This is a genomic window from Pseudomonas sp. MYb185 (genome assembly GCF_002979975.1).
Lineage (GTDB): Bacteria > Pseudomonadota > Gammaproteobacteria > Pseudomonadales > Pseudomonadaceae > Halopseudomonas.
In genome coordinates this window covers 414,566-432,406 of sequence record NZ_PCQD01000002.1, presented here as the reverse complement: position 1 = coordinate 432,406, position 17,841 = coordinate 414,566, and the positions used below count along the sequence as shown (strand labels likewise).

The window sequence follows — 17,841 nt, the reverse complement described above, 5'->3', positions numbered from 1 at the left end:
CGCGGGCTGGCGATGCGTTGGGGGAAGGGTGGTTATGCAGGATATCGTGATTGTCGGCGGGGGTGTGATCGGCTGTCTATCCGCACTCAATCTGCTGGATGCCGGTGCGCGGGTGACGCTCATCGAGCGTCAGCAGGTGGGTCGTGAAGCATCCTGGGCTGGCGGAGGAATCGTTTCACCGCTGTATCCGTGGCGCTATCCACCGGCAATCAGCGTGCTGTCCGACTGGTCACAGGGTTACTATCCGAGCCTGGCTGAGCGCTTGGCGCAATTCACCAGTATCGATCCCGAAGTCACAGCCTGTGGCCTGTTGTGGCTCGACCATGCCGAACAGGACGAGGCGCTGGATTGGGCGACCCGACAAGGCAAGCCGCTGCATCGGGTAGACGCCGAATTCATCTACCGCCAGGTACCGGTGCTGGCCGAGGGGTACCGGAGCGCCCTGTGGCAGGCGGATCTGGCCAATGTGCGCAATCCACGGCTGATGGCAGCGCTCCGTGCGCGATTGGCGCAGATGCCGGCTTGCCGGCTGCTGGAAAATACCGCCGACACGCGTCTGTTGCTGGACCAGGGGCAGGTGCGCGGCGTGCATTGCAATGGCCAGAACCTGTCGGCGGACGCCGTGGTGCTGGCGGCAGGGGCTTGGAGTGGTGATCTGCTGGCCGGCCTCGGGTTGGCCTTGCCGGTGCAGCCGGTCAAGGGGCAGATGCTGCTGTATCGGGGCGAGCCGGGCTGGCTGCGCAGCATGGTGCTGTCCGACGGCCGCTATGCGATTCCCCGGCGGGATGGTCACATCCTGCTGGGCAGTACATTGGAACATGCCGGTTTCGACAAGAGCACCACAGAGCAGGCGCTGGAATCGCTGCGCGCCTCGGCAGCCCAGTTGCTGCCAGCCCTGGCGCAGCAGCAACCGGTCAGGCAGTGGGCCGGCTTGCGCCCGGGCTCGCCGGATGGCGTGCCTTATATCGGCGAGGTACCGGACTATCCGGGGCTGTGGCTGAATACCGGGCACTTTCGCAATGGCCTGGTGCTGGCCCCTGCCTCCTGTCGGCTGCTGGCGGACCTGATGCTGCGCCGCCCGCCAGTGGTTGATCCGACGCCTTACCAGGTCGAGGGCAGGGTGCAGCGGCTGGCGGAGTCGCAATAGGACCACCAACCGAGTACAGTATTCCGGCGTAGCGCAGGTGCGCTACACCCCGTGGTACTCGGGTTGTCGAGCGCCTGCTCGACGACGATGCGCGCCGGTACCACGACACGCAGCCAAGCTAGTCCTCCATCCCCAGCTTCTTCAGGCGGTAGCGTAACGAGCGGAAGGTCAGCCCCAGGCGGCGGGCGGCGGCGGTCTTGTTCCAGCGGGTCTCTTCCAGGGCCTGGGTCAGCGCCTTGCGCTCGATATCATCGAGAAAATCCTCCAGCGAGTCGATCTGGCCCAGGGTGGGGTCCTCACTCGGCAGCGGGTTGCTGTTGAGCTGGATATCGTCAGCCATGATGGTGTCGCCTTCACACAGGGTGAAGGCGCGTTCCAGGATGTTCTCCAGTTCCCGCACGTTGCCGGGGAAGCGGTAACTGCTCAGCCGCTCCATGCAGGCGGGCTCGACGGTGGGGACCTGCAATCCGGAGCGCTGTGCCAGTTGTTGCAGGATGCGTTGGGTCATCAGCGGGATGTCCTCGCGGCGCTCGCGCAGTGGCGGCACCCGCAACTCGATGACGTTGAGCCGGTAGAACAGGTCCTGGCGGAAACGCCCTTCGGCTACCTCCAGCGCCAGGTCCTTGTGCGTGGCGCATAAAAGACGCACGTTGACGGGTTCTTCCTGCTGGGTGCCGACCGGGCGCACGGCCTTTTCCTGGATTGCCCGCAGTAGCTTGACCTGCATGGCCAGCGGCAGATCGGCCACCTCGTCGAGGAACAGCGTACCGCCACCGGCAGCCTGGAACAGGCCGGGCTTGTCGGCCACCGCGCCGGTAAAGCTGCCCTTGCGGTGACCGAAGAATTCGCTCTCCATCAGCTCCGAGGGGATCGCGCCGCAGTTCACCGGCACGAACGGATGGCAGGCCCGGGGCCCAAGATCATGGAGGCGTCGCGCCACCAGCTCCTTGCCGCTGCCGGATTCGCCGCTGATATACAGTGGTGCTTCGCTGCGTGCCAGCTTGGCGATCTGCTTGCGCAACTGGCGGATCGGTGGGGAGATACCGAGGATGGGATCATCGCCCTCCGGCGCCACCGGCTGTTCGGCGCGGCGGCTGAGACGCAGGGCGCTGTTGACCAGCTCGCGCAGACGCTGCAGGTCCACCGGTTTGGTGACGAAATCGAAGGCGCCGGACTTGAGCGCGCTGATGGCAGTATCCAGGCTGCCATAGGCGGTGATCATCGCGACCGGGGTATTGGGGCAGTGCTGCTGGATATGACGCACTACACTCAGGCCATCGCCATCAGGCAGGCGCATGTCGGTCAGGCACAGATCGAATTGCTGCTGGTCCAGCAGCGCCAGGGCCTGGGCCAGGCTGGTGGCGCTACGGGTCTTGATGTTCATCCGGCCCAGGGTCATATCCAGCAATTCGAGGATATCGGGCTCATCGTCAATGATCAGTGCCAGTGGGTTGTTCACCGGGTGCTCCATGCGGTAATGCTATTCAGGTAGGGGCTCAGACCCTCATCATACCAGCCGTTTCGGGTGAGCGAAGACTATACGCATGCAACTGCCGCGCGGCTCCAGGCGTTCGTACTCCAGCCTGGCCTGATTGCTTTCGCAGAGTTCCCGGGAAATGTACAGGCCCAGGCCGGTGCCGGACGAGTCGGTGGTATAGAAGGGCTCGAAGACCTGGGCCAGGTGCCGATCGTCGATGCCCGGTCCATGGTCGATGACCTCCAGGGTCGGCAGCCCGGTATCGGCGTCTTCATACAGCTTCAGCCAGATGGTTCGCGGGCTGCCCGCCTCGCCGCTGTAGCGGAAGGCGTTCTGGCACAGGTTGCCGAGCACCTGGCTCAACTGGTTCGGGTCCATGCGGGTGAGGATGCCTTCCTTCTCGAACTCGCACTCGATGATATCGGTGGCCGGGCTGGACTGCCGGTGGTCGCGGATGAACTGCGCCAGCCACAGGGTCAGGTCCACCAGCTGCGGTTCGCTCTGGCGCCGCCGGGACAGTTCCAGCACGGTTTCGATGACCCGGTTCATGCGTTTGGAGTGTTGCTGGATGATTTCGGTCAGGCGGCGGTCCTGCTGGTGAATGTGCTCGGACTCGATCAGCAGTTGCGCAGCATGGCTGAGTGCGCCCAGCGGGTTGCGGATCTCGTGGGCGATACTGGCAGTGAGTCGGCCGAGGGAGGCCAGTTTCAGTTGCTGCACCTGTTGCGCCACTACCGCGTTGTCATCCAGGAACACCAGGATGGACTCGCGCTCATCGGCCGGCAGACGCTTGAAACTGGCCATCAGCTCCGCCCCGCCGATATGGTTGCGAAAGGGCAGGGCGCGGATCGACGGGTTGACCTGCCACTGGCGCTGGCGTTGTCCCAGTTCCGGGGACAGGCGGTCGAGCTCCATGCCGCGGATGATCGGCTTGCCGAGCATCTGCGCCGCCGCTTCGTTGGCCAGCAGGACTTCATGTGCCTCGTCGACCACCATGATGCCGGTACGCATGCGCTGGATGATCAACTGGTTGAGTTTCTCCATGCTGGCCAGGCTGGCCGCATGTTGCTGGGCGAGGTTCTCCGACTGGCGCAGACGGCGGCTGAGCCGTTGCACGAACAGCGCCACGGCGAAATAGATGCAGCCCAGCACGCCCACCTGCAGATAGCTCTGGCTGATGGCCGGGTGGGACAGGCTGAGAAAGAAGGTCAGGTAGATCAGCGCCAGACTGGCCAGCGCCGCCAGCAACTGGCCGATGCGCCCATGCAACAGGATATTGCCGGTCGCCACCGGGATGATCAGCAGGTTGCCCAGGCCGCTGCTGGCGCCCCCGGCAGCATAGAACAGGATCGCCAGGAGGAAGATATCCAGCACCGCCAGCACGAACAGGTGCAGGTCGCGCTTGCCCTGATGCAACAGCAGGGCGATCAGCACATTGACGATCAGATAGATCCAGCTGGCGCTTTCATACAGGTCCGGATTCTGCAGGTCGATCAGCCCGTCGCGCAGGGCGGAGCTGGTCAGCAGGGTCAGGAAAAGGCCGAGCACCACCCGATAGATATTGTAGATACGCAATATTTTCGGGCGTTGGGAGTCAACTGTATCAGTCCTGCTGATCCACATCGCGGTGCTCGCTGCAGCAATACCATTTTTCACCCTGGCGCAGGGCCAGGTGTTCCGGCAGGTGCAGCTGGCACTGGGCACAGCGAACCATCTTGGGCGCTTGTGGTGGTGGCGCGGTGCGGCGTCGGTCCGCCTGGGCGGCCTTCATTTGCCGCCAGAACACGAAGGCGATATATGCCAGCACCAGCAGGATGAATAGTTTGATCAGGCCCATGAACGCAATGATTCCAGTATGAGGACAGCCCCTAGTGTATCCCACGCGGGCATTGTGCCAAACAAGTCCGTCATCGTCGTTGCGGTGCCGGAGGGCTTGATCGACAATAACCCGACCATAGACACAGGAGATCGGCAATGACTGCCAGTGTGCGTATCGTTTTGGCCCAGCTCAACCTGCGTGTCGGCGACATTCGCGGCAACCTGCAGCGGATCGTGGACACCGCCACCCACGCTCGGGACGAACTCAAGGCCGACGCGGTCATCTATCCGGAACTGACCCTGTGCGGTTATCCGCCGGAGGACCTGCTACTGCGTTCGAGCATGCAGGAGCGCATCGAGCAGGGACTGCAGCAACTGGCCGAACGGGTCTCCGGCATCCATCTGGTGGTGGGCTATCCCTGGCAGGTCGATGGCCGTTGCTACAACAAGGCGGCGGTGATCGCCGATGGCCGGGTGGTTGCCAGCTACAGCAAGCAGAAGCTGCCGAACTACAAGGTGTTCGACGAAAAACGCTACTTCACCGAGGGCGACAGTCCCTGCGTGGTGGATATCGCCGGGCTGCCGGTAGCGCTGAGCGTGTGCGAGGACATCTGGCACAGCGAACCCATGCAGCAGGCCCGGGCTGCCGGTGCGCGGTTGATGCTGAATCTCAATGCCTCGCCATTCCATATGGGCAAGCAGGCCGAGCGCGAGGCGGTGCTGCGTGAGCGCTGCGCCGAAGGCGGCATGCCGGTGCTGTATGTCAATCAGGTCGGTGCCCAGGACGAACTGGTATTCGATGGTGGCTCGGTCGCGATGGACGCCAATGGAGAGCTCGCACTGCGTGGTGCGGCCTTTGTTGAAGGGTTGTATCCGGTGGATATCGAGTATGACCAGCACAGCGTCAGCCTGCGCCCGGGGGCGCTGGAGCCGCTGCCGGAGCTGGAGGCCAGTATCTACCGGGCGCTGGTGACCGGGGTGCGCGACTATGTTGGCAAGAACGGTTTCAAGAGCGTGGTGCTGGGGCTGTCCGGTGGTATCGACTCGGCATTGACCATGGCGGTGGCAGTGGATGCACTGGGTGCCAGTCGGGTCGAGGCGGTGATGATGCCCTACCATTACACCGCCGAAATCAGCATTCACGACGCTGCCGAGCAGGCCACCAACCAGGGCGTTACCTATCGGGTGTTACCGATCGCGCCGATGGTCGAAGCCTTCCTCGACACCCTGGCGCCGGTGTTTGCCGGCATGGCGCGGGATACCACCGAAGAGAACCTGCAGGCCCGCTGCCGGGGCGTGCTGCTGATGGCGCTGTCCAACAAGAATGGCGCCCTGGTGCTGACCACGGGTAACAAGAGTGAGTTGGCGGTGGGCTACTCGACCCTGTACGGCGACATGGCCGGCGGTTACGACGTGCTCAAGGATGTACCCAAGACCATGGTGTTCCGCCTGGCCGACTACCGCAACAGCCTGGGCCCGGTGATACCGCAGCGGGTCATCGACCGGCCGCCCTCGGCCGAGCTGGCCCCCGGCCAGAAGGATGAGGATTCACTGCCACCCTATCCAATGCTGGACGAGATCCTGCGCCTGTATGTGGAGCACGACCAGTCGGCCAGGGACATCATTGAGGCCGGGTTCGATGAAGCGGTGGTGACCAAGGTGCTGGCGATGGTGGATCGCAACGAATACAAGCGGCGTCAGGCGGCGATCGGGCCGCGGGTGACGCAGCGTGGCTTCGGTCGGGACCGGCGGTTGCCGATCACGGCCAGTTGGGCGATAGAGGAATAAGGGAAGGGGGCACCGGCTACTCCGTGCCTGTGGATTGCTTCACCGCTTTGCGGTTCGCAATGACGAGGGAGGATATGCGGGCCCCTTTGTCCGGTCCTTCTCAGGTGTCGTTGCGGGGCTCTCTTGCAGTCATTACCGGACTCTCTCTCCACGTCATTGCGAGCCCGAAGGGCGTGGCAATCCACAGGGCCGGCCATGCACGGCTGCGAGCCGATGGCGTAGCGCGTCTGCACTACGCCATCAGAAGCTCAGTCAAACAACCCGAATGTCACACGGCTCCAGATGGAACGCTTCTGCTGTCTTTCAGCCTGTGGCGCGCGGATGTCACGCGGCAATGCGGTAAGGGCGCTCTGGTACTGCTGTTCCATTTCCCGTTCCATCTGGGTCTCGCGGCTCATCGACGGTGGTGTCATGACCTTGTCCAGCAGGCCGACGGTCATCGATTCGACCCAGCCGGCGTCGCGCTGCGCGGGCTCGACATGATGACGGAATTCACCACCCTTCAGACTCGGGTGTTCCGGATAGTTGGTCTGCAGGGTCAGCAGTGCATTGTCGGCCAGGTCATCCAGTGCCAGCTGGCGGTAGCCTTCGACCATCAGGGCCAGGCCGTCGCCGACCGAGGGGGTCTGCTGGAAGTTCTCGACGATATAGCGGCCGCGGTTGGCGGCGGCGATATAGGCGCCGCGCTTGAGGTAGTAGTGGCCGACATGGGCGTCGTAGGAGGCCAGCAGGTTGCGCAGGTAGACCATGCGCAGGCGGGCATCCGGTGCGTAGCGACTGTTCGGGTAGCGGCTGACCAGTTGGGCGAACTCGTTGAAGGAGTCGCGCGCGGCACCCGGGTCGCGGCGGGTCATGTCCAGCGGCAGGAAGCGCTCGAACAGGCCGCGGTCACGGGTGAAGGAGGTCATGCCACGCATGTAGTAGGCATAGTCCACATCGGCATGCTGCGGATGCAGACGGATGAAGCGGTCAGCCGAGGACTTCGCCGCTTCCAGCTCCAGGCTCTGGTAGTAGGCGTAGATCAGTTCCAGTTGCGCCTGCTCGGCGAAACGCCCGAACGGATAGCGCGACTCCAGGGCCCGCAGTGAGTCGATCGCCAGGCTGTAGTTGTTGGCGTCCAGATTCGTCTGGGCGATGGCGTAGAGTTCGGATTCGCTGAGCGAATCGTCCAGCACCGTTGCCTTGTTTGATGAGCAGGCCGCCAGCAGACCCAGCAGACCGACCAGCAGTAGATGTTTTATCGACATAGTTGACATCCGGAGGGACGACCGCGCGCTGTTGCCCAGACAGCCGTCCTGTTATAGTTGGACCCTGTTGCACGGCACATCATGTGCCAGACAAAGAAGCCGTATTTAACCACAGCGCCGAGCCGAAACCAAAAGGGATTGCGCGCCACCCCTGCGCCCCTCGGCGCATACCAGCGAGCCATTGATGTCCGAACGAATCCGCATGTCTGCACAGGTCACCCCCGAGTGTGGTGGTCAACGCCTTGACCAGGTAGCAGCCCAATTGTTCCCCAACCACTCCCGATCCCGACTGCAGGGCTGGATCAAGGATGGCAGCCTGACCGTGGATGGCAAACAGATCCGCCCGCGCGACACCGTATATGGCGGCGAGCGGCTGGAACTGGATGCCGAGCGGGAAGTGCAGGGTGATTGGCAGCCCGAGGCCATTGCCCTGGACATTGTCTATGAGGATCACGCCCTGCTGGTGATCAACAAGCCAGCTGGTCTGGTGGTGCATCCGGCGGCGGGTCACCAGGACGGCACCCTGCTCAACGCCCTGCTGCACCATGCCCCGGAACTGGCCAAGGTGCCGCGTGCCGGTATCGTGCACCGGCTGGACAAGGACACTACCGGCCTGATGGTAGTGGCCAAGACCCTGGAAGCGCAGACCGACCTGGTCATCCAGCTGCAGAACCGTACGGTCACCCGCGAATACGAATGCGTGGTAGTCGGGGTGATGACCGCTGGTGGCAAGGTCGACGAGCCGATCGCCCGGCATGGTAGCAACCGGCAGAAGATGGCGGTGGTCGCTGGTGGCAAGCCGGCGATCAGCCATTACCGGGTGATCAGCCGCTTTCGTGCCCATACCCATGTCAAGGTCAAGCTGGAGACCGGACGCACGCACCAGATCCGCGTTCACATGAGCCATATCCATTTTCCGCTGGTGGGTGACCCGACCTATGGCGGGCGGCTGCGCATTCCACCGGGCGCGAGTCCGGAACTGCTGGCGATGCTGCGCGGTTTTCCGCGCCAGGCACTGCATGCCCGGCGTCTGGAGCTGGAGCACCCGGATGACAACCGACCGATGCGCTGGGAAGCACCGCTGCCAGAGGATATGCTTGAGCTGTTGGCGCTGTTGCGCGCGGATGGTGAGCAGGAAGAATGAAAGAGCATTGGTTGAAGGCCGACTGGCCGGCGCCCGAGTGGGTCAGAACCTGCGTGACCACACGCCAGGATGGCTGCAGTCAGGGCCTGTTCAAGGGCTTCAATCTCGGCACTCACGTCGGCGACGAGCTCAATCATGTGCTGGCCAATCGGGCGGAGCTGGCGCGCAAACTCGGCTGCCGCCTTGCCTGGCTGGAACAGACTCACAGCACCGACGTGGTGGAAGCCGCCCCAGGCCTGGTGGAGGAGGCCGATGCCTGCTGGACCACCGAGACGGATGTGGCCTGCGCAGTGATGACCGCCGACTGCCTGCCGGTGCTGTTCTGCGACCGTGCCGGCACCCGGGTGGCGGCCGCCCATGCTGGCTGGCGCGGGCTGGCTGCGGGCATACTGGAAAACACCGTGGCGGCACTGGGTGTCGCGCCGCAGGAGCTGCTGGTCTGGTTGGGGCCGGCGATTGGCCCGCAGGCGTTCGAGGTTGGGCCGGAGGTGCGGGACATCTTCGGCAGCACTGCCGCTGCCGAGTGTTTCACCCCATCCGAGCGGCCGGGGCATTACCTGGCGGACATCTATCAACTCGCCAGGCTGCGCCTGCAGGCGCAGGGTGTCACCGCGATATACGGTGGCGGGTTGTGCACGGTCAGCGACTCCCTGCGTTTTTTCTCCTACCGGCGCGACGGGCAAACCGGGCGCTTCGCTTCACTGATCTGGCTGGACTCTGCGACAAAAAATTGACACTGATCAGTGTCCTCCCCCTTGAAAGCACGATAATAATCCTCATCTATCATTCATCTCATATGAATCTCGCCGGAGTTGTGCTCCGGCCTGTCTGATAAGGACTGACATCCATGCGTATCGACCGCCTGACCAGTACTCTGCAGATGGCCCTGTCCGACGCCCAGTCGTTGGCCGTGGGCCGTGACCACAACCAGATCGAGCCGCTGCACCTGCTGCTGGCACTGATCGAGCAGCAACAGGGTTCGATCAAGCCGCTGCTGCTGCAGGTCGGTTTCGATCTCAACAGCCTGCGCCAGCAATTGAGCACGGCGATTGATCAACTACCCACCATCAGCAACCCCACCGGGGACATCAACCTGTCCCAGGATCTGGCACGTCTGCTGAACAAGGCCGATGCGCTGGCACAGAAGCGCGGTGACCAGTTCATCTCCAGCGAACTGGTATTGCTGGCGGCGATGGACGACGGTACCCGCCTGGGCAAGATCCTGCTGGGGCAGGGCGTATCGAAAAAGGCCCTGGAAACCGCTATCGACAACCTGCGAGGAGGCGAAACCGTGAACGAGGCCAATGCCGAGGAGTCCCGCCAGGCGCTGGACAAGTACACCGTCGACCTGACCCGCAAGGCCGAGGAGGGCAAGCTCGACCCGGTGATCGGCCGGGACGACGAGATCCGCCGTACCGTGCAGGTGCTGCAGCGCCGCACCAAGAACAACCCGGTGCTGATCGGTGAGCCCGGCGTGGGCAAGACCGCCATCGTCGAGGGTCTGGCCCAGCGCATCATCAACGGCGAGGTGCCTGATGGCCTCAAGGGCAAGCGCCTGCTGTCGCTGGATATGGGCTCGCTGATCGCCGGGGCCAAGTTCCGTGGCGAGTTCGAGGAGCGTCTCAAGGCGGTGCTCAACGAGCTGAGCAAGCAGGAAGGCCAGATCATCCTGTTTATCGACGAACTGCATACCATGGTCGGTGCCGGCAAGGCGGAAGGCTCCATGGACGCCGGCAACATGCTCAAGCCAGCGCTGGCGCGTGGTGAGCTGCACTGTGTGGGCGCCACCACCCTGGACGAGTACCGTCAGTACATCGAGAAGGATGCGGCGCTGGAACGGCGCTTCCAGAAGGTGCTGGTGGACGAGCCCAGCGAGGAAGATACCATCGCCATCCTGCGTGGCCTCAAGGAGCGCTACGAGGTGCACCACAAGGTGGCGATTACCGACGGCGCGATCATCGCTGCGGCCAAGTTGTCGCATCGTTACATCACCGATCGTCAGTTGCCGGACAAGGCTATCGACCTGATCGACGAGGCCGCCAGCCGCATCCGCATGGAGATCGACTCCAAGCCGGAGGAACTGGACCGTCTGGATCGTCGGCTGATCCAGCTCAAGGTCGAACGTGAGGCGCTGAAGAAGGAAGACGACGAAGCCACCATCAAGCGGCTGGAGAAACTGCAGGAGGACATCGTTCGGCTGGAGCGTGAGTACGCCGACCTGGAGGAAATCTGGAAGGCGGAGAAGGCCGAGGTGCAGGGCACCGCCCAGTTGCAGGAGAAGATCGAACAGGCCAAGCAGGAGCTGGAAAATGCCCGGCGCAAGGGCGACCTGAACCGCATGGCCGAGCTGCAATACGGCATCATCCCCGATCTGGAACGCAGCCAGCAGATGGCCGAGCAGCATGGCAAGACCGAGAACCAGTTGCTGCGTAACAAGGTCACCGACGAGGAGATCGCCGAGGTGGTGTCCAAGTGGACCGGCATCCCGGTATCCAAGATGCTCGAAGGCGAGCGTGACAAGCTGCTGCGTATGGAGCAGGAGCTGCACAAGCGGGTGATCGGCCAGGACGAAGCGGTAGTCGCTGTCTCCAACGCCGTACGTCGCTCGCGCGCCGGCCTGTCGGACCCGAACCGTCCCAGTGGTTCCTTCCTGTTCCTCGGCCCGACCGGGGTGGGCAAGACCGAGTTGTGCAAGGCGCTGGCCGAGTTCCTGTTCGATACCGAAGAGGCCATGGTGCGTATCGATATGTCCGAGTTCATGGAGAAGCACTCGGTGGCCCGCCTGATCGGCGCGCCTCCGGGCTATGTCGGCTATGAGGAAGGCGGTTACCTGACCGAAGCGGTACGCCGCAAGCCGTACTCGGTGATCCTCATGGACGAAGTGGAAAAGGCCCATCCGGATGTGTTCAACATCCTGCTGCAGGTATTGGAAGATGGTCGTCTGACCGACAGCCAGGGCCGCACCGTGGACTTCCGTAACACGGTGATCGTCATGACCTCGAACCTGGGCTCGGCGCAGATCCAGGAACTGGTCGGCGACCCGGAAGCGCAGCGCGCCGCGGTGATGGACGCCGTCGGCCAGCATTTCCGCCCGGAATTCGTCAACCGGATCGACGAGGTAGTGGTGTTCGAGCCGCTGGGCAAGGAGCAGATCGCCGGCATCGCCGACATCCAGATGGACCGCCTGCGCCAGCGCCTGGCCGAGCGCGAACTGAACCTGGAACTGAGCGAAGAGGCACTGGAAAAACTCATCGCCGTCGGCTACGACCCGGTCTACGGCGCCCGCCCGCTCAAACGCGCCATCCAGCGCTGGATCGAAAACCCGCTGGCGCAGCGGATACTGGCTGGCGACTTCGAGCCGGGTGCGGTGATCAAGGCAGGAGTAGAAGGGGAGGAGTTCGTGTTTACCCGGTAGGCCGTGATGTCGAGATGGAACTCGACACTCCGGGCTGCGCTGCCCGATGGAAGGCCGGGTTCCATCCCGGCCAGCGGCGTCTCCGGTTGGCATGATGTCGAGATGGAACTCGACATTCCGGGTTACGCTGCCCTATGGAAGGCCGGGTTCCATCCCGGCCAGCGGCGTCTCCGGCTGGCATGATGTCGAGATGGAACTCGACATTCCATGCCACGCTGCCCTGTGGAAGGCCGGGTTCCATCCCGGCCAGCGGCGTCTCCGGCTGGGACGATGTCGAGATGGAACTCGACACTCCGGGTTACGCTGCCCTGTGGAAGGCCGGGTTCCATCCCGGCCAGCGGCGTCTCCGGCTGGCATGATGTCGAGATGGAACTCGACACCCCAGGCTGCGCTGCCCGATGGAAGGCCGGGTTCCATCCCGGCCAGCGGTATCTCCGGCTGGCACGATGTCGAGATGGAACTCGACACTCCGGGCTGCGCTGCCCTATGGAAGGCCGGGTTCCATCCCGGCCAGCGGCGTCTCCGGCTGACATGATGTCGAGATGGAACTCGACGGGGTCGCCATCGACATTCCATGCCACGCTGCTCTAGGTGGCTTTCCTCCCATTCTGTGACCTCATTCCTATCCCGCCTGCGAGAGCATTGCTAGCATCCATGCCGACATTGGCACGGACCGCTGCATATGACCTCCCATCAGAGCGACTATCGAGGCTGGTACAGCTCGCGCAATCTCCCTCATTTCGATGCTCCTGACACCATTCAATTCATCACCTTCAGGCTGGCCGACAGCATCCCTTTCCATGTAATCAGAGAATGGAAAAAAGAGACCGATCTGTTGCCGGAGGCTGAGCAGTCGGATGCCCTACGCGCGCGGCTGGAAAGATACCTCGATCGCGGGTACGGCTGTTGCCTGTTGGCCCACCCGGGCATGGCGGCGGCGTTGCAGCAAAGCTTCAAGTATTACCAGGATGTTCGCTATCAACTGCTGGCCTGGACCATCATGCCCAATCATGTGCATATATTGATCAAGCCAAGCTACTCGTTACCGCGGATTGTGCAGGGTTGGAAAACCTACTCGGCGCGTTGGGCTTTGCAGAATGCGGCAAGACTGCATCTACAGTTGCCTGTTGGTGGGTTCTGGATGCGTGGATACTGGGATCGTTATATTCGTACCGAGACCCATCTGCAGGCAGCGATACATTATATTCAGCAAAACCCGGTCAAGGCTGGATTGTGTCAAAGTGCAGAAGAGTGGAAGTGGTCGAGTCCGGCGGAAGGGTGAGCTTGTGTCGAGATGGAACTCGACGGGATCGCCATCGACACTCCGGGCTGCGCTGCGCTATGGAAGGCCGGGTTCCATCCCGGCCACCAGAGGTTCAGCGCGCATTGTGTCGAGATCGAACTCGACACTCCATTGCGCTTACAACAACATCGACCGGATGTCAGCCAGCAGTTCACCCAGACGCTTGGTGAACTGTGCGGCGGCGGCGCCGTTGATGGCGCGGTGGTCGTAGGACAGGGACAGCGGCAGCATCAGGCGGGGCTCGAAGGCCTTGCCGTCCCATACCGGTTGCATCGTCGCCCGGCTGACGCCGAGGATCGCCACTTCCGGGGTGTTGACGATCGGGGTGAAGTAGGTACCCCCGATGTGTCCCAGGCTGGAGATGGTGAAGCAGGCGCCCTGCATGTCATTGGCGCTGAGCTTCTTGTTGCGCGCCTTGTCGGCGAGTTCCGCCGCTTCGGCAGCCAGCTCCAGCAGACTCTTCTTGTCCACATCGCGGATCACCGCGACCAGCAGACCGTCCGGCGTGTCCACGGCGAAGCCGATGTGCACATAGTTCTTCTGGATCAGTTGCTTGCCATTGGCGGCCAGCGAGACGTTGAAGTTCGGCTGTTCACGCAGCAGGTGAGCACAGGCCTTGAGCAGGAACGGCAGTACGGTCAGCTTGACGCCGGCCTTTTCCGCGACGGCTTTCTGCGCCTTGCGGAAGTCTTCCAGTTCGCTGATATCGGCCAGGTCGAACTGGGTGACATGCGGCACGTTGAGCCAACTGCGGTGCAGGTTGGCTGCGCCGACCTGTTGCAGGCGGGTCATGTCCTTCAGTTCCACTTCGCCGAAGCGGCTGAAGTCGACTTCCGGCACCTGCGGGATGCCGGCTCCACCGGTAACGGCGGCGCCACCGGTTTCCTTGCTCTTGCGCATCACATTCTGTACGAAGCTCTGCACGTCTTCCTTGAGAATACGTTCACGCGGACCGCTGCCTTTGACTTCGGTCAGTTCCACCCCGAACTCGCGCGCGAGCTTGCGCACGGCAGGCCCGGCATGGACCTTCTTGCTGCCGCGGCTGGGTGCGCCAACCGGGGCTGGCTCCGCGGGTTTGGCGGCAGCTGCCGGAGCGCGTTCTTCCTTGGCAGGGGCGGTCGCGACATCATCCTGTGCTTTCTCTGCGGCGGCGGGTGCCTGCTCGGCTTCTTCAGCCTCGCTTTCACCTTCCACGCGCATGGTCAGCATCAGGTCGCCGGTCTGCACTTCCTGCTCGAGCTTCACCTCGATGGACTCGATCACACCGGCCGTCGGCGCCGGGATTTCCATGCTGGCCTTGTCCGACTCCAGGGTCAGCAGGCTCTGTTCGGCCTCGACCTTGTCGCCGACCTGAACCAGCAGTTCGATGACCCGGGCGCTGCCATCGCCAATATCCGGGATATTGAACGACTGCACGCTGCTTTCGGCTTTCTTCGGCGCAGGTTTTTCCGCAGGAGCGGCGGCTGCCGCTTCCTGTTTGGCCGGTTGTTCGGCTTTTTCCTGTTCCTCGGCGGCCGGCTCTGTGCTGGCTGCCGCTTCATCTCCTTCCACATCCAGTTCGATCAGGTCGTCACCTTCCTTGAGGGTGTCGCCCATCTTGAACTTGATGGCGGTGACCACCCCAGCCTTGGGGCTGGGCAGTTCCATGCTGGCCTTGTCGGATTCCAGGGTCAGCAGGCTCTGTTCGGCTTCGATCTTGTCGCCAACCTGCACCAGAATCTCGATGACTTCACCTTCACCGCCGCCGATGTCGGGTACCTTGATCAATTCACTCATGGTATCTCTCCTCAGCAATCCAGCGGGTTGGCTTTGTTCGGGTTCAGGCCGAAGGTGGCCTGCGCTTCGATCAGCACCTCGGGCTGCAGCTCACCGTTCTCGACCAGTGCGGCCAGGGCGGTATAGGCGACCCAGCGGCGGTCGACTTCGAAGAAGTCACGCAGCTTGCGACGGGTGTCGCTGCGGCCGAAGCCGTCGGTGCCCAGCGCCTTGAAGTTGCCCGGCACCCACTGGCGGATCTGCTCGGCATACAGCTTCATGTAGTCGGTGGCGGCAATCACCGGTCCGCTGCGTTCAGCCAGGTTCTGCTCGACGTAGGTCAGGCGTGGCGTGTCGGTCGGGTGCAGGCGATTCCAGCGCTCGACGTCCAGGCCGTCACGGCGCAGCTCGTTGAAGCTGGTGACGCTCCAGATGTCGGCGCTGATACCGTAGTTTTTCTGCAGGATGGCGGCCGCTTCGCGTACTTCACGCAGGATGGTGCCGCTGCCCATCAGCTGGACGTGCTGCTTGCCTTTTTCCTTGGCTTCTTCGAGCAGATACATGCCGCGGATGATGCCTTCTTCCACGCCTTCGGGCATGGCCGGCTGGGCGTAGGCTTCGTTCATCACGGTCAGGTAATAGAAGATGTTTTCCTGCTCTTCCATCATCCGGCGCGAGCCTTCGCGAATGATCACCGCCAGCTCGTAGCCGTAGGTGGGGTCGTAGGTGCGGCAGTTGGGAATGGTCGAGGCCAGGATGTGGCTGTGACCGTCCTCGTGCTGCAGACCTTCACCGTTCAGGGTGGTGCGACCAGCGGTGCCGCCTACCAGGAAGCCCTTGGCGCGGCTGTCGCCAGCGGCCCAGGCCAGGTCACCGATACGCTGGAAGCCGAACATCGAGTAGAAAATGTAGAACGGCAGCATCGGCTGGTTGTAGGTGCTGTAGGCGGTGGCCGCGGCGATCCAGCTGGACATGCCGCCAGCCTCGGTGATGCCTTCCTCGAGGATCTGGCCTTTCTTGTCCTCGCGGTAGAACATCACCTGGTCCTTGTCGACCGGGTCGTACAACTGACCGACCGAGGAGTAGATGCCCAACTGACGGAACATGCCTTCCATACCGAAGGTACGGGCTTCGTCGGGAACGATCGGTACGATACGCTGGCCCAGCTCCTTGTCCTTCAGCAGTTGTGCGAGGATGCGCACGAAGGCCATGGTAGTGGAGATTTCGCGCTCGCCGGTACCGTCGAGGATGGACTTGAGGGTCTCCAGCGGCGGGATCGGAATCGGTGTGCTGGAGGTGCGGCGCTGCGGCATGTAGCCGCCCAGTGCTTCGCGGCGCGAGTGCAGGTACTTGTACTCGGGGCTGCCTTCTTCCGGACGGTAGAACGGCAGGTGTTCCAGGTTGTCGTCGCTGATCGGGATACCGAAGCTGTCGCGGAATTTGCGCAGGCTGTCGATGTCGACCTTCTTGGTGTTGTGGGCGATGTTCTGGCCCTGGCTGGCGCCGGTGCCGTAGCCCTTGATGGTCTTGGCCAGGATGACACTGGGCTGGCCCTTGTGATTGGTCGCCGCATGGTAGGCAGCGTAGACCTTGTAGGGATCGTGGCCGCCCCGGTTGAGCTTCCAGATCTCCTCGTCGGACATGTTCTCGACCATCTTCTTCAGTTCCGGGCGGGCACCGAAGAAATGTTCGCGCACGTAGGCGCCGTCGTTGGCCTTGTAGTTCTGGTAGTCGCCGTCCACGGCGTCTTCCATGCGCTTCTGCAGCAGGCCGTCGACATCACGGGACAGCAGCGGATCCCACAGACGGCCCCAGATGACCTTGATCACGTTCCAGTCGGCGCCGCGGAAGCTGCCTTCCAGCTCCTGAATGATCTTGCCGTTACCGCGTACCGGCCCGTCGAGGCGCTGCAGGTTGCAGTTGATGACGAAGATCAGGTTGTCGAGTTTCTCACGGCCAGCCAGCGAGATGGCGCCGAGGGATTCCGGCTCGTCACACTCGCCGTCACCCAGGAAGCACCAGACCTTCTGTTTGCCCGGCTCGATGAAGCCGCGGCTTTCCAGGTACTTCATGAAGCGCGCCTGGTAGATCGCCTGGATCGGACCCAGACCCATGGATACGGTAGGGAACTGCCAGAAATCGGGCATCAACCAGGGGTGCGGATAGGAGGACAGGCCGTTGCCGTCCACTTCCTGGCGGTAGTTGGTCATCTGCTCTTCGCTGATGCGACCTTCGAGGAACGCGCGGGCGTAGATGCCCGGTGAGGCGTGACCCTGGAAGAAGACCAGGTCACCGCCGTGTTCCTCGGTGGGAGCCTTGAAGAAGTAGTTGAAACCGATATCGTACAGCGTGGCGCTGGAGGCGAAGGTGGAAATGTGGCCACCCAGGTCCGGATCCTGCAGGTTGGCGCGCATGACCATGGCCAGTGCGTTCCAGCGTACCATCGAGCGGATGCGGCGCTCCATGAACAGGTCGCCAGGCATCACCGCTTCGTGGGTGACCGGGATGGTGTTGCGGTAAGGCGTGGTGATCGCATAGGGCAGGTGCGTACCGCTGCGGCTGGCCAGTTCACCCATGCGTTGAATCAGATATTCCGCCCGATCCTCGCCTTCGTTATCGAGAACGGACTCCAGGGCATCGAGCCATTCCTGGGTTTCGAGTGGATCGATATCTTCATGCTTCATATTGTTCTCCAGACCTTGTGGGTCCCAGGGTAAAAAACAATCGCATTGTCAGAGCGTGGTGGT

The 17,841-nt window shown here is 62.8% G+C and carries 12 protein-coding genes; 6 read left to right on the top strand and 6 right to left on the bottom strand.

Annotated features, from left to right (window positions below; translation table 11 throughout):
- The first annotated feature begins 34 nt into the window (after positions 1 to 34).
- Positions 35 to 1,147: a glycine oxidase ThiO gene (gene thiO / locus CQ007_RS04435; RefSeq protein WP_105643708.1), complete on the top strand. Its 1,113-nt coding sequence runs from the start codon at positions 35 to 37 to the stop codon at positions 1,145 to 1,147.
- Between the two features lie 118 nt (positions 1,148 to 1,265).
- Here thiO and CQ007_RS04430 read toward each other — a convergent pair whose 3' ends face one another.
- The 3 genes from CQ007_RS04430 to CQ007_RS04420 are packed head-to-tail and all read right to left on the bottom strand — an operon-like array spanning position 1,266 to position 4,461.
- Positions 1,266 to 2,606: a sigma-54 dependent transcriptional regulator gene (locus tag CQ007_RS04430; RefSeq protein WP_256582194.1), complete on the bottom strand. Its 1,341-nt coding sequence runs from the start codon at positions 2,604 to 2,606 to the stop codon at positions 1,266 to 1,268.
- A 48-nt stretch (positions 2,607 to 2,654) separates the two neighbouring features.
- Positions 2,655 to 4,247 (bottom strand): PAS domain-containing sensor histidine kinase, encoded by a 1,593-nt coding sequence (locus CQ007_RS04425; RefSeq protein WP_105643706.1) that lies wholly within the window; start codon positions 4,245 to 4,247, stop codon positions 2,655 to 2,657.
- Positions 4,228 to 4,461, bottom strand: a complete 234-nt coding sequence (locus CQ007_RS04420) for a PP0621 family protein (protein WP_105643705.1) — start codon at positions 4,459 to 4,461, stop codon at positions 4,228 to 4,230. The genes CQ007_RS04425 and CQ007_RS04420 overlap by 20 nt, the downstream gene beginning before the upstream one ends.
- A gap of 137 nt (positions 4,462 to 4,598) precedes the next feature.
- On the opposite strand from CQ007_RS04420, the gene CQ007_RS04415 reads away from it, so the two are divergent.
- Positions 4,599 to 6,230 (top strand): NAD+ synthase, encoded by a 1,632-nt coding sequence (locus CQ007_RS04415; protein WP_105643704.1) that lies wholly within the window; start codon positions 4,599 to 4,601, stop codon positions 6,228 to 6,230.
- Between the two features lie 248 nt (positions 6,231 to 6,478).
- On the opposite strand, the gene CQ007_RS04410 is transcribed toward CQ007_RS04415, so the two are convergent.
- Positions 6,479 to 7,477 carry an outer membrane protein assembly factor BamD gene (locus CQ007_RS04410; RefSeq protein WP_105643703.1) on the bottom strand — a complete coding sequence of 333 codons (999 nt, stop codon included), beginning with the start codon at positions 7,475 to 7,477 and terminating at the stop codon, positions 6,479 to 6,481.
- A gap of 184 nt (positions 7,478 to 7,661) precedes the next feature.
- Between CQ007_RS04410 and rluD the strand changes: the two genes are divergently transcribed.
- The 4 genes from rluD (at position 7,662) to CQ007_RS04390 (ending at position 13,318) form a co-directional block, all read left to right on the top strand.
- Complete coding sequence (gene rluD / locus CQ007_RS04405; protein WP_105643702.1) at positions 7,662 to 8,621, top strand: 23S rRNA pseudouridine(1911/1915/1917) synthase RluD; 960 nt, start codon at positions 7,662 to 7,664, stop codon at positions 8,619 to 8,621.
- The gene (pgeF, locus tag CQ007_RS04400; RefSeq protein WP_105643701.1) at positions 8,618 to 9,355 is read left to right on the top strand and encodes a peptidoglycan editing factor PgeF; all 738 of its coding nucleotides are present in this window, start codon (positions 8,618 to 8,620) and stop codon (positions 9,353 to 9,355) included. Before rluD ends, pgeF begins: the two co-directional genes overlap by 4 nt.
- Positions 9,356 to 9,468: 113 nt before the next feature.
- Positions 9,469 to 12,036 carry an ATP-dependent chaperone ClpB gene (clpB, locus tag CQ007_RS04395; RefSeq protein WP_105643700.1) on the top strand — a complete coding sequence of 856 codons (2,568 nt, stop codon included), beginning with the start codon at positions 9,469 to 9,471 and terminating at the stop codon, positions 12,034 to 12,036.
- A 682-nt stretch (positions 12,037 to 12,718) separates the two neighbouring features.
- Positions 12,719 to 13,318: a transposase gene (locus tag CQ007_RS04390; protein WP_105643699.1), complete on the top strand. Its 600-nt coding sequence runs from the start codon at positions 12,719 to 12,721 to the stop codon at positions 13,316 to 13,318.
- A gap of 138 nt (positions 13,319 to 13,456) precedes the next feature.
- Here the strand turns inward: CQ007_RS04390 and aceF are convergent, their stop codons facing one another.
- Positions 13,457 to 15,115, bottom strand: a complete 1,659-nt coding sequence (aceF, locus tag CQ007_RS04385; protein WP_105643698.1) for a dihydrolipoyllysine-residue acetyltransferase — start codon at positions 15,113 to 15,115, stop codon at positions 13,457 to 13,459.
- An 11-nt stretch (positions 15,116 to 15,126) separates the two neighbouring features.
- Positions 15,127 to 17,778: a pyruvate dehydrogenase (acetyl-transferring), homodimeric type gene (gene aceE / locus CQ007_RS04380; RefSeq protein WP_105643697.1), complete on the bottom strand. Its 2,652-nt coding sequence runs from the start codon at positions 17,776 to 17,778 to the stop codon at positions 15,127 to 15,129.
- Positions 17,779 to 17,841: the final 63 nt, after the last annotated feature.

Excerpts from the sequence above, each read along its gene's own strand:
- CQ007_RS04420 (WP_105643705.1), bottom strand. The coding sequence starts at position 4,461 with ATGGGCCTGATCAAACTATTCATCCTGCTGGTGCTGGCATATATCGCC.
- thiO (WP_105643708.1), top strand. The coding sequence starts at position 35 with ATGCAGGATATCGTGATTGTCGGCGGGGGTGTGATCGGCTGTCTATCC.
- rluD (WP_105643702.1), top strand. The coding sequence starts at position 7,662 with ATGTCCGAACGAATCCGCATGTCTGCACAGGTCACCCCCGAGTGTGGT.
- CQ007_RS04410 (WP_105643703.1), bottom strand. The coding sequence starts at position 7,477 with ATGTCGATAAAACATCTACTGCTGGTCGGTCTGCTGGGTCTGCTGGCG.
- aceF (WP_105643698.1), bottom strand. The coding sequence starts at position 15,115 with ATGAGTGAATTGATCAAGGTACCCGACATCGGCGGCGGTGAAGGTGAA.
- CQ007_RS04415 (WP_105643704.1), top strand. The coding sequence starts at position 4,599 with ATGACTGCCAGTGTGCGTATCGTTTTGGCCCAGCTCAACCTGCGTGTC.
- pgeF (WP_105643701.1), top strand. The coding sequence starts at position 8,618 with ATGAAAGAGCATTGGTTGAAGGCCGACTGGCCGGCGCCCGAGTGGGTC.
- CQ007_RS04390 (WP_105643699.1), top strand. The coding sequence starts at position 12,719 with ATGACCTCCCATCAGAGCGACTATCGAGGCTGGTACAGCTCGCGCAAT.
- CQ007_RS04425 (WP_105643706.1), bottom strand. The coding sequence starts at position 4,247 with ATGTGGATCAGCAGGACTGATACAGTTGACTCCCAACGCCCGAAAATA.
- aceE (WP_105643697.1), bottom strand. The coding sequence starts at position 17,778 with ATGAAGCATGAAGATATCGATCCACTCGAAACCCAGGAATGGCTCGAT.
- clpB (WP_105643700.1), top strand. The coding sequence starts at position 9,469 with ATGCGTATCGACCGCCTGACCAGTACTCTGCAGATGGCCCTGTCCGAC.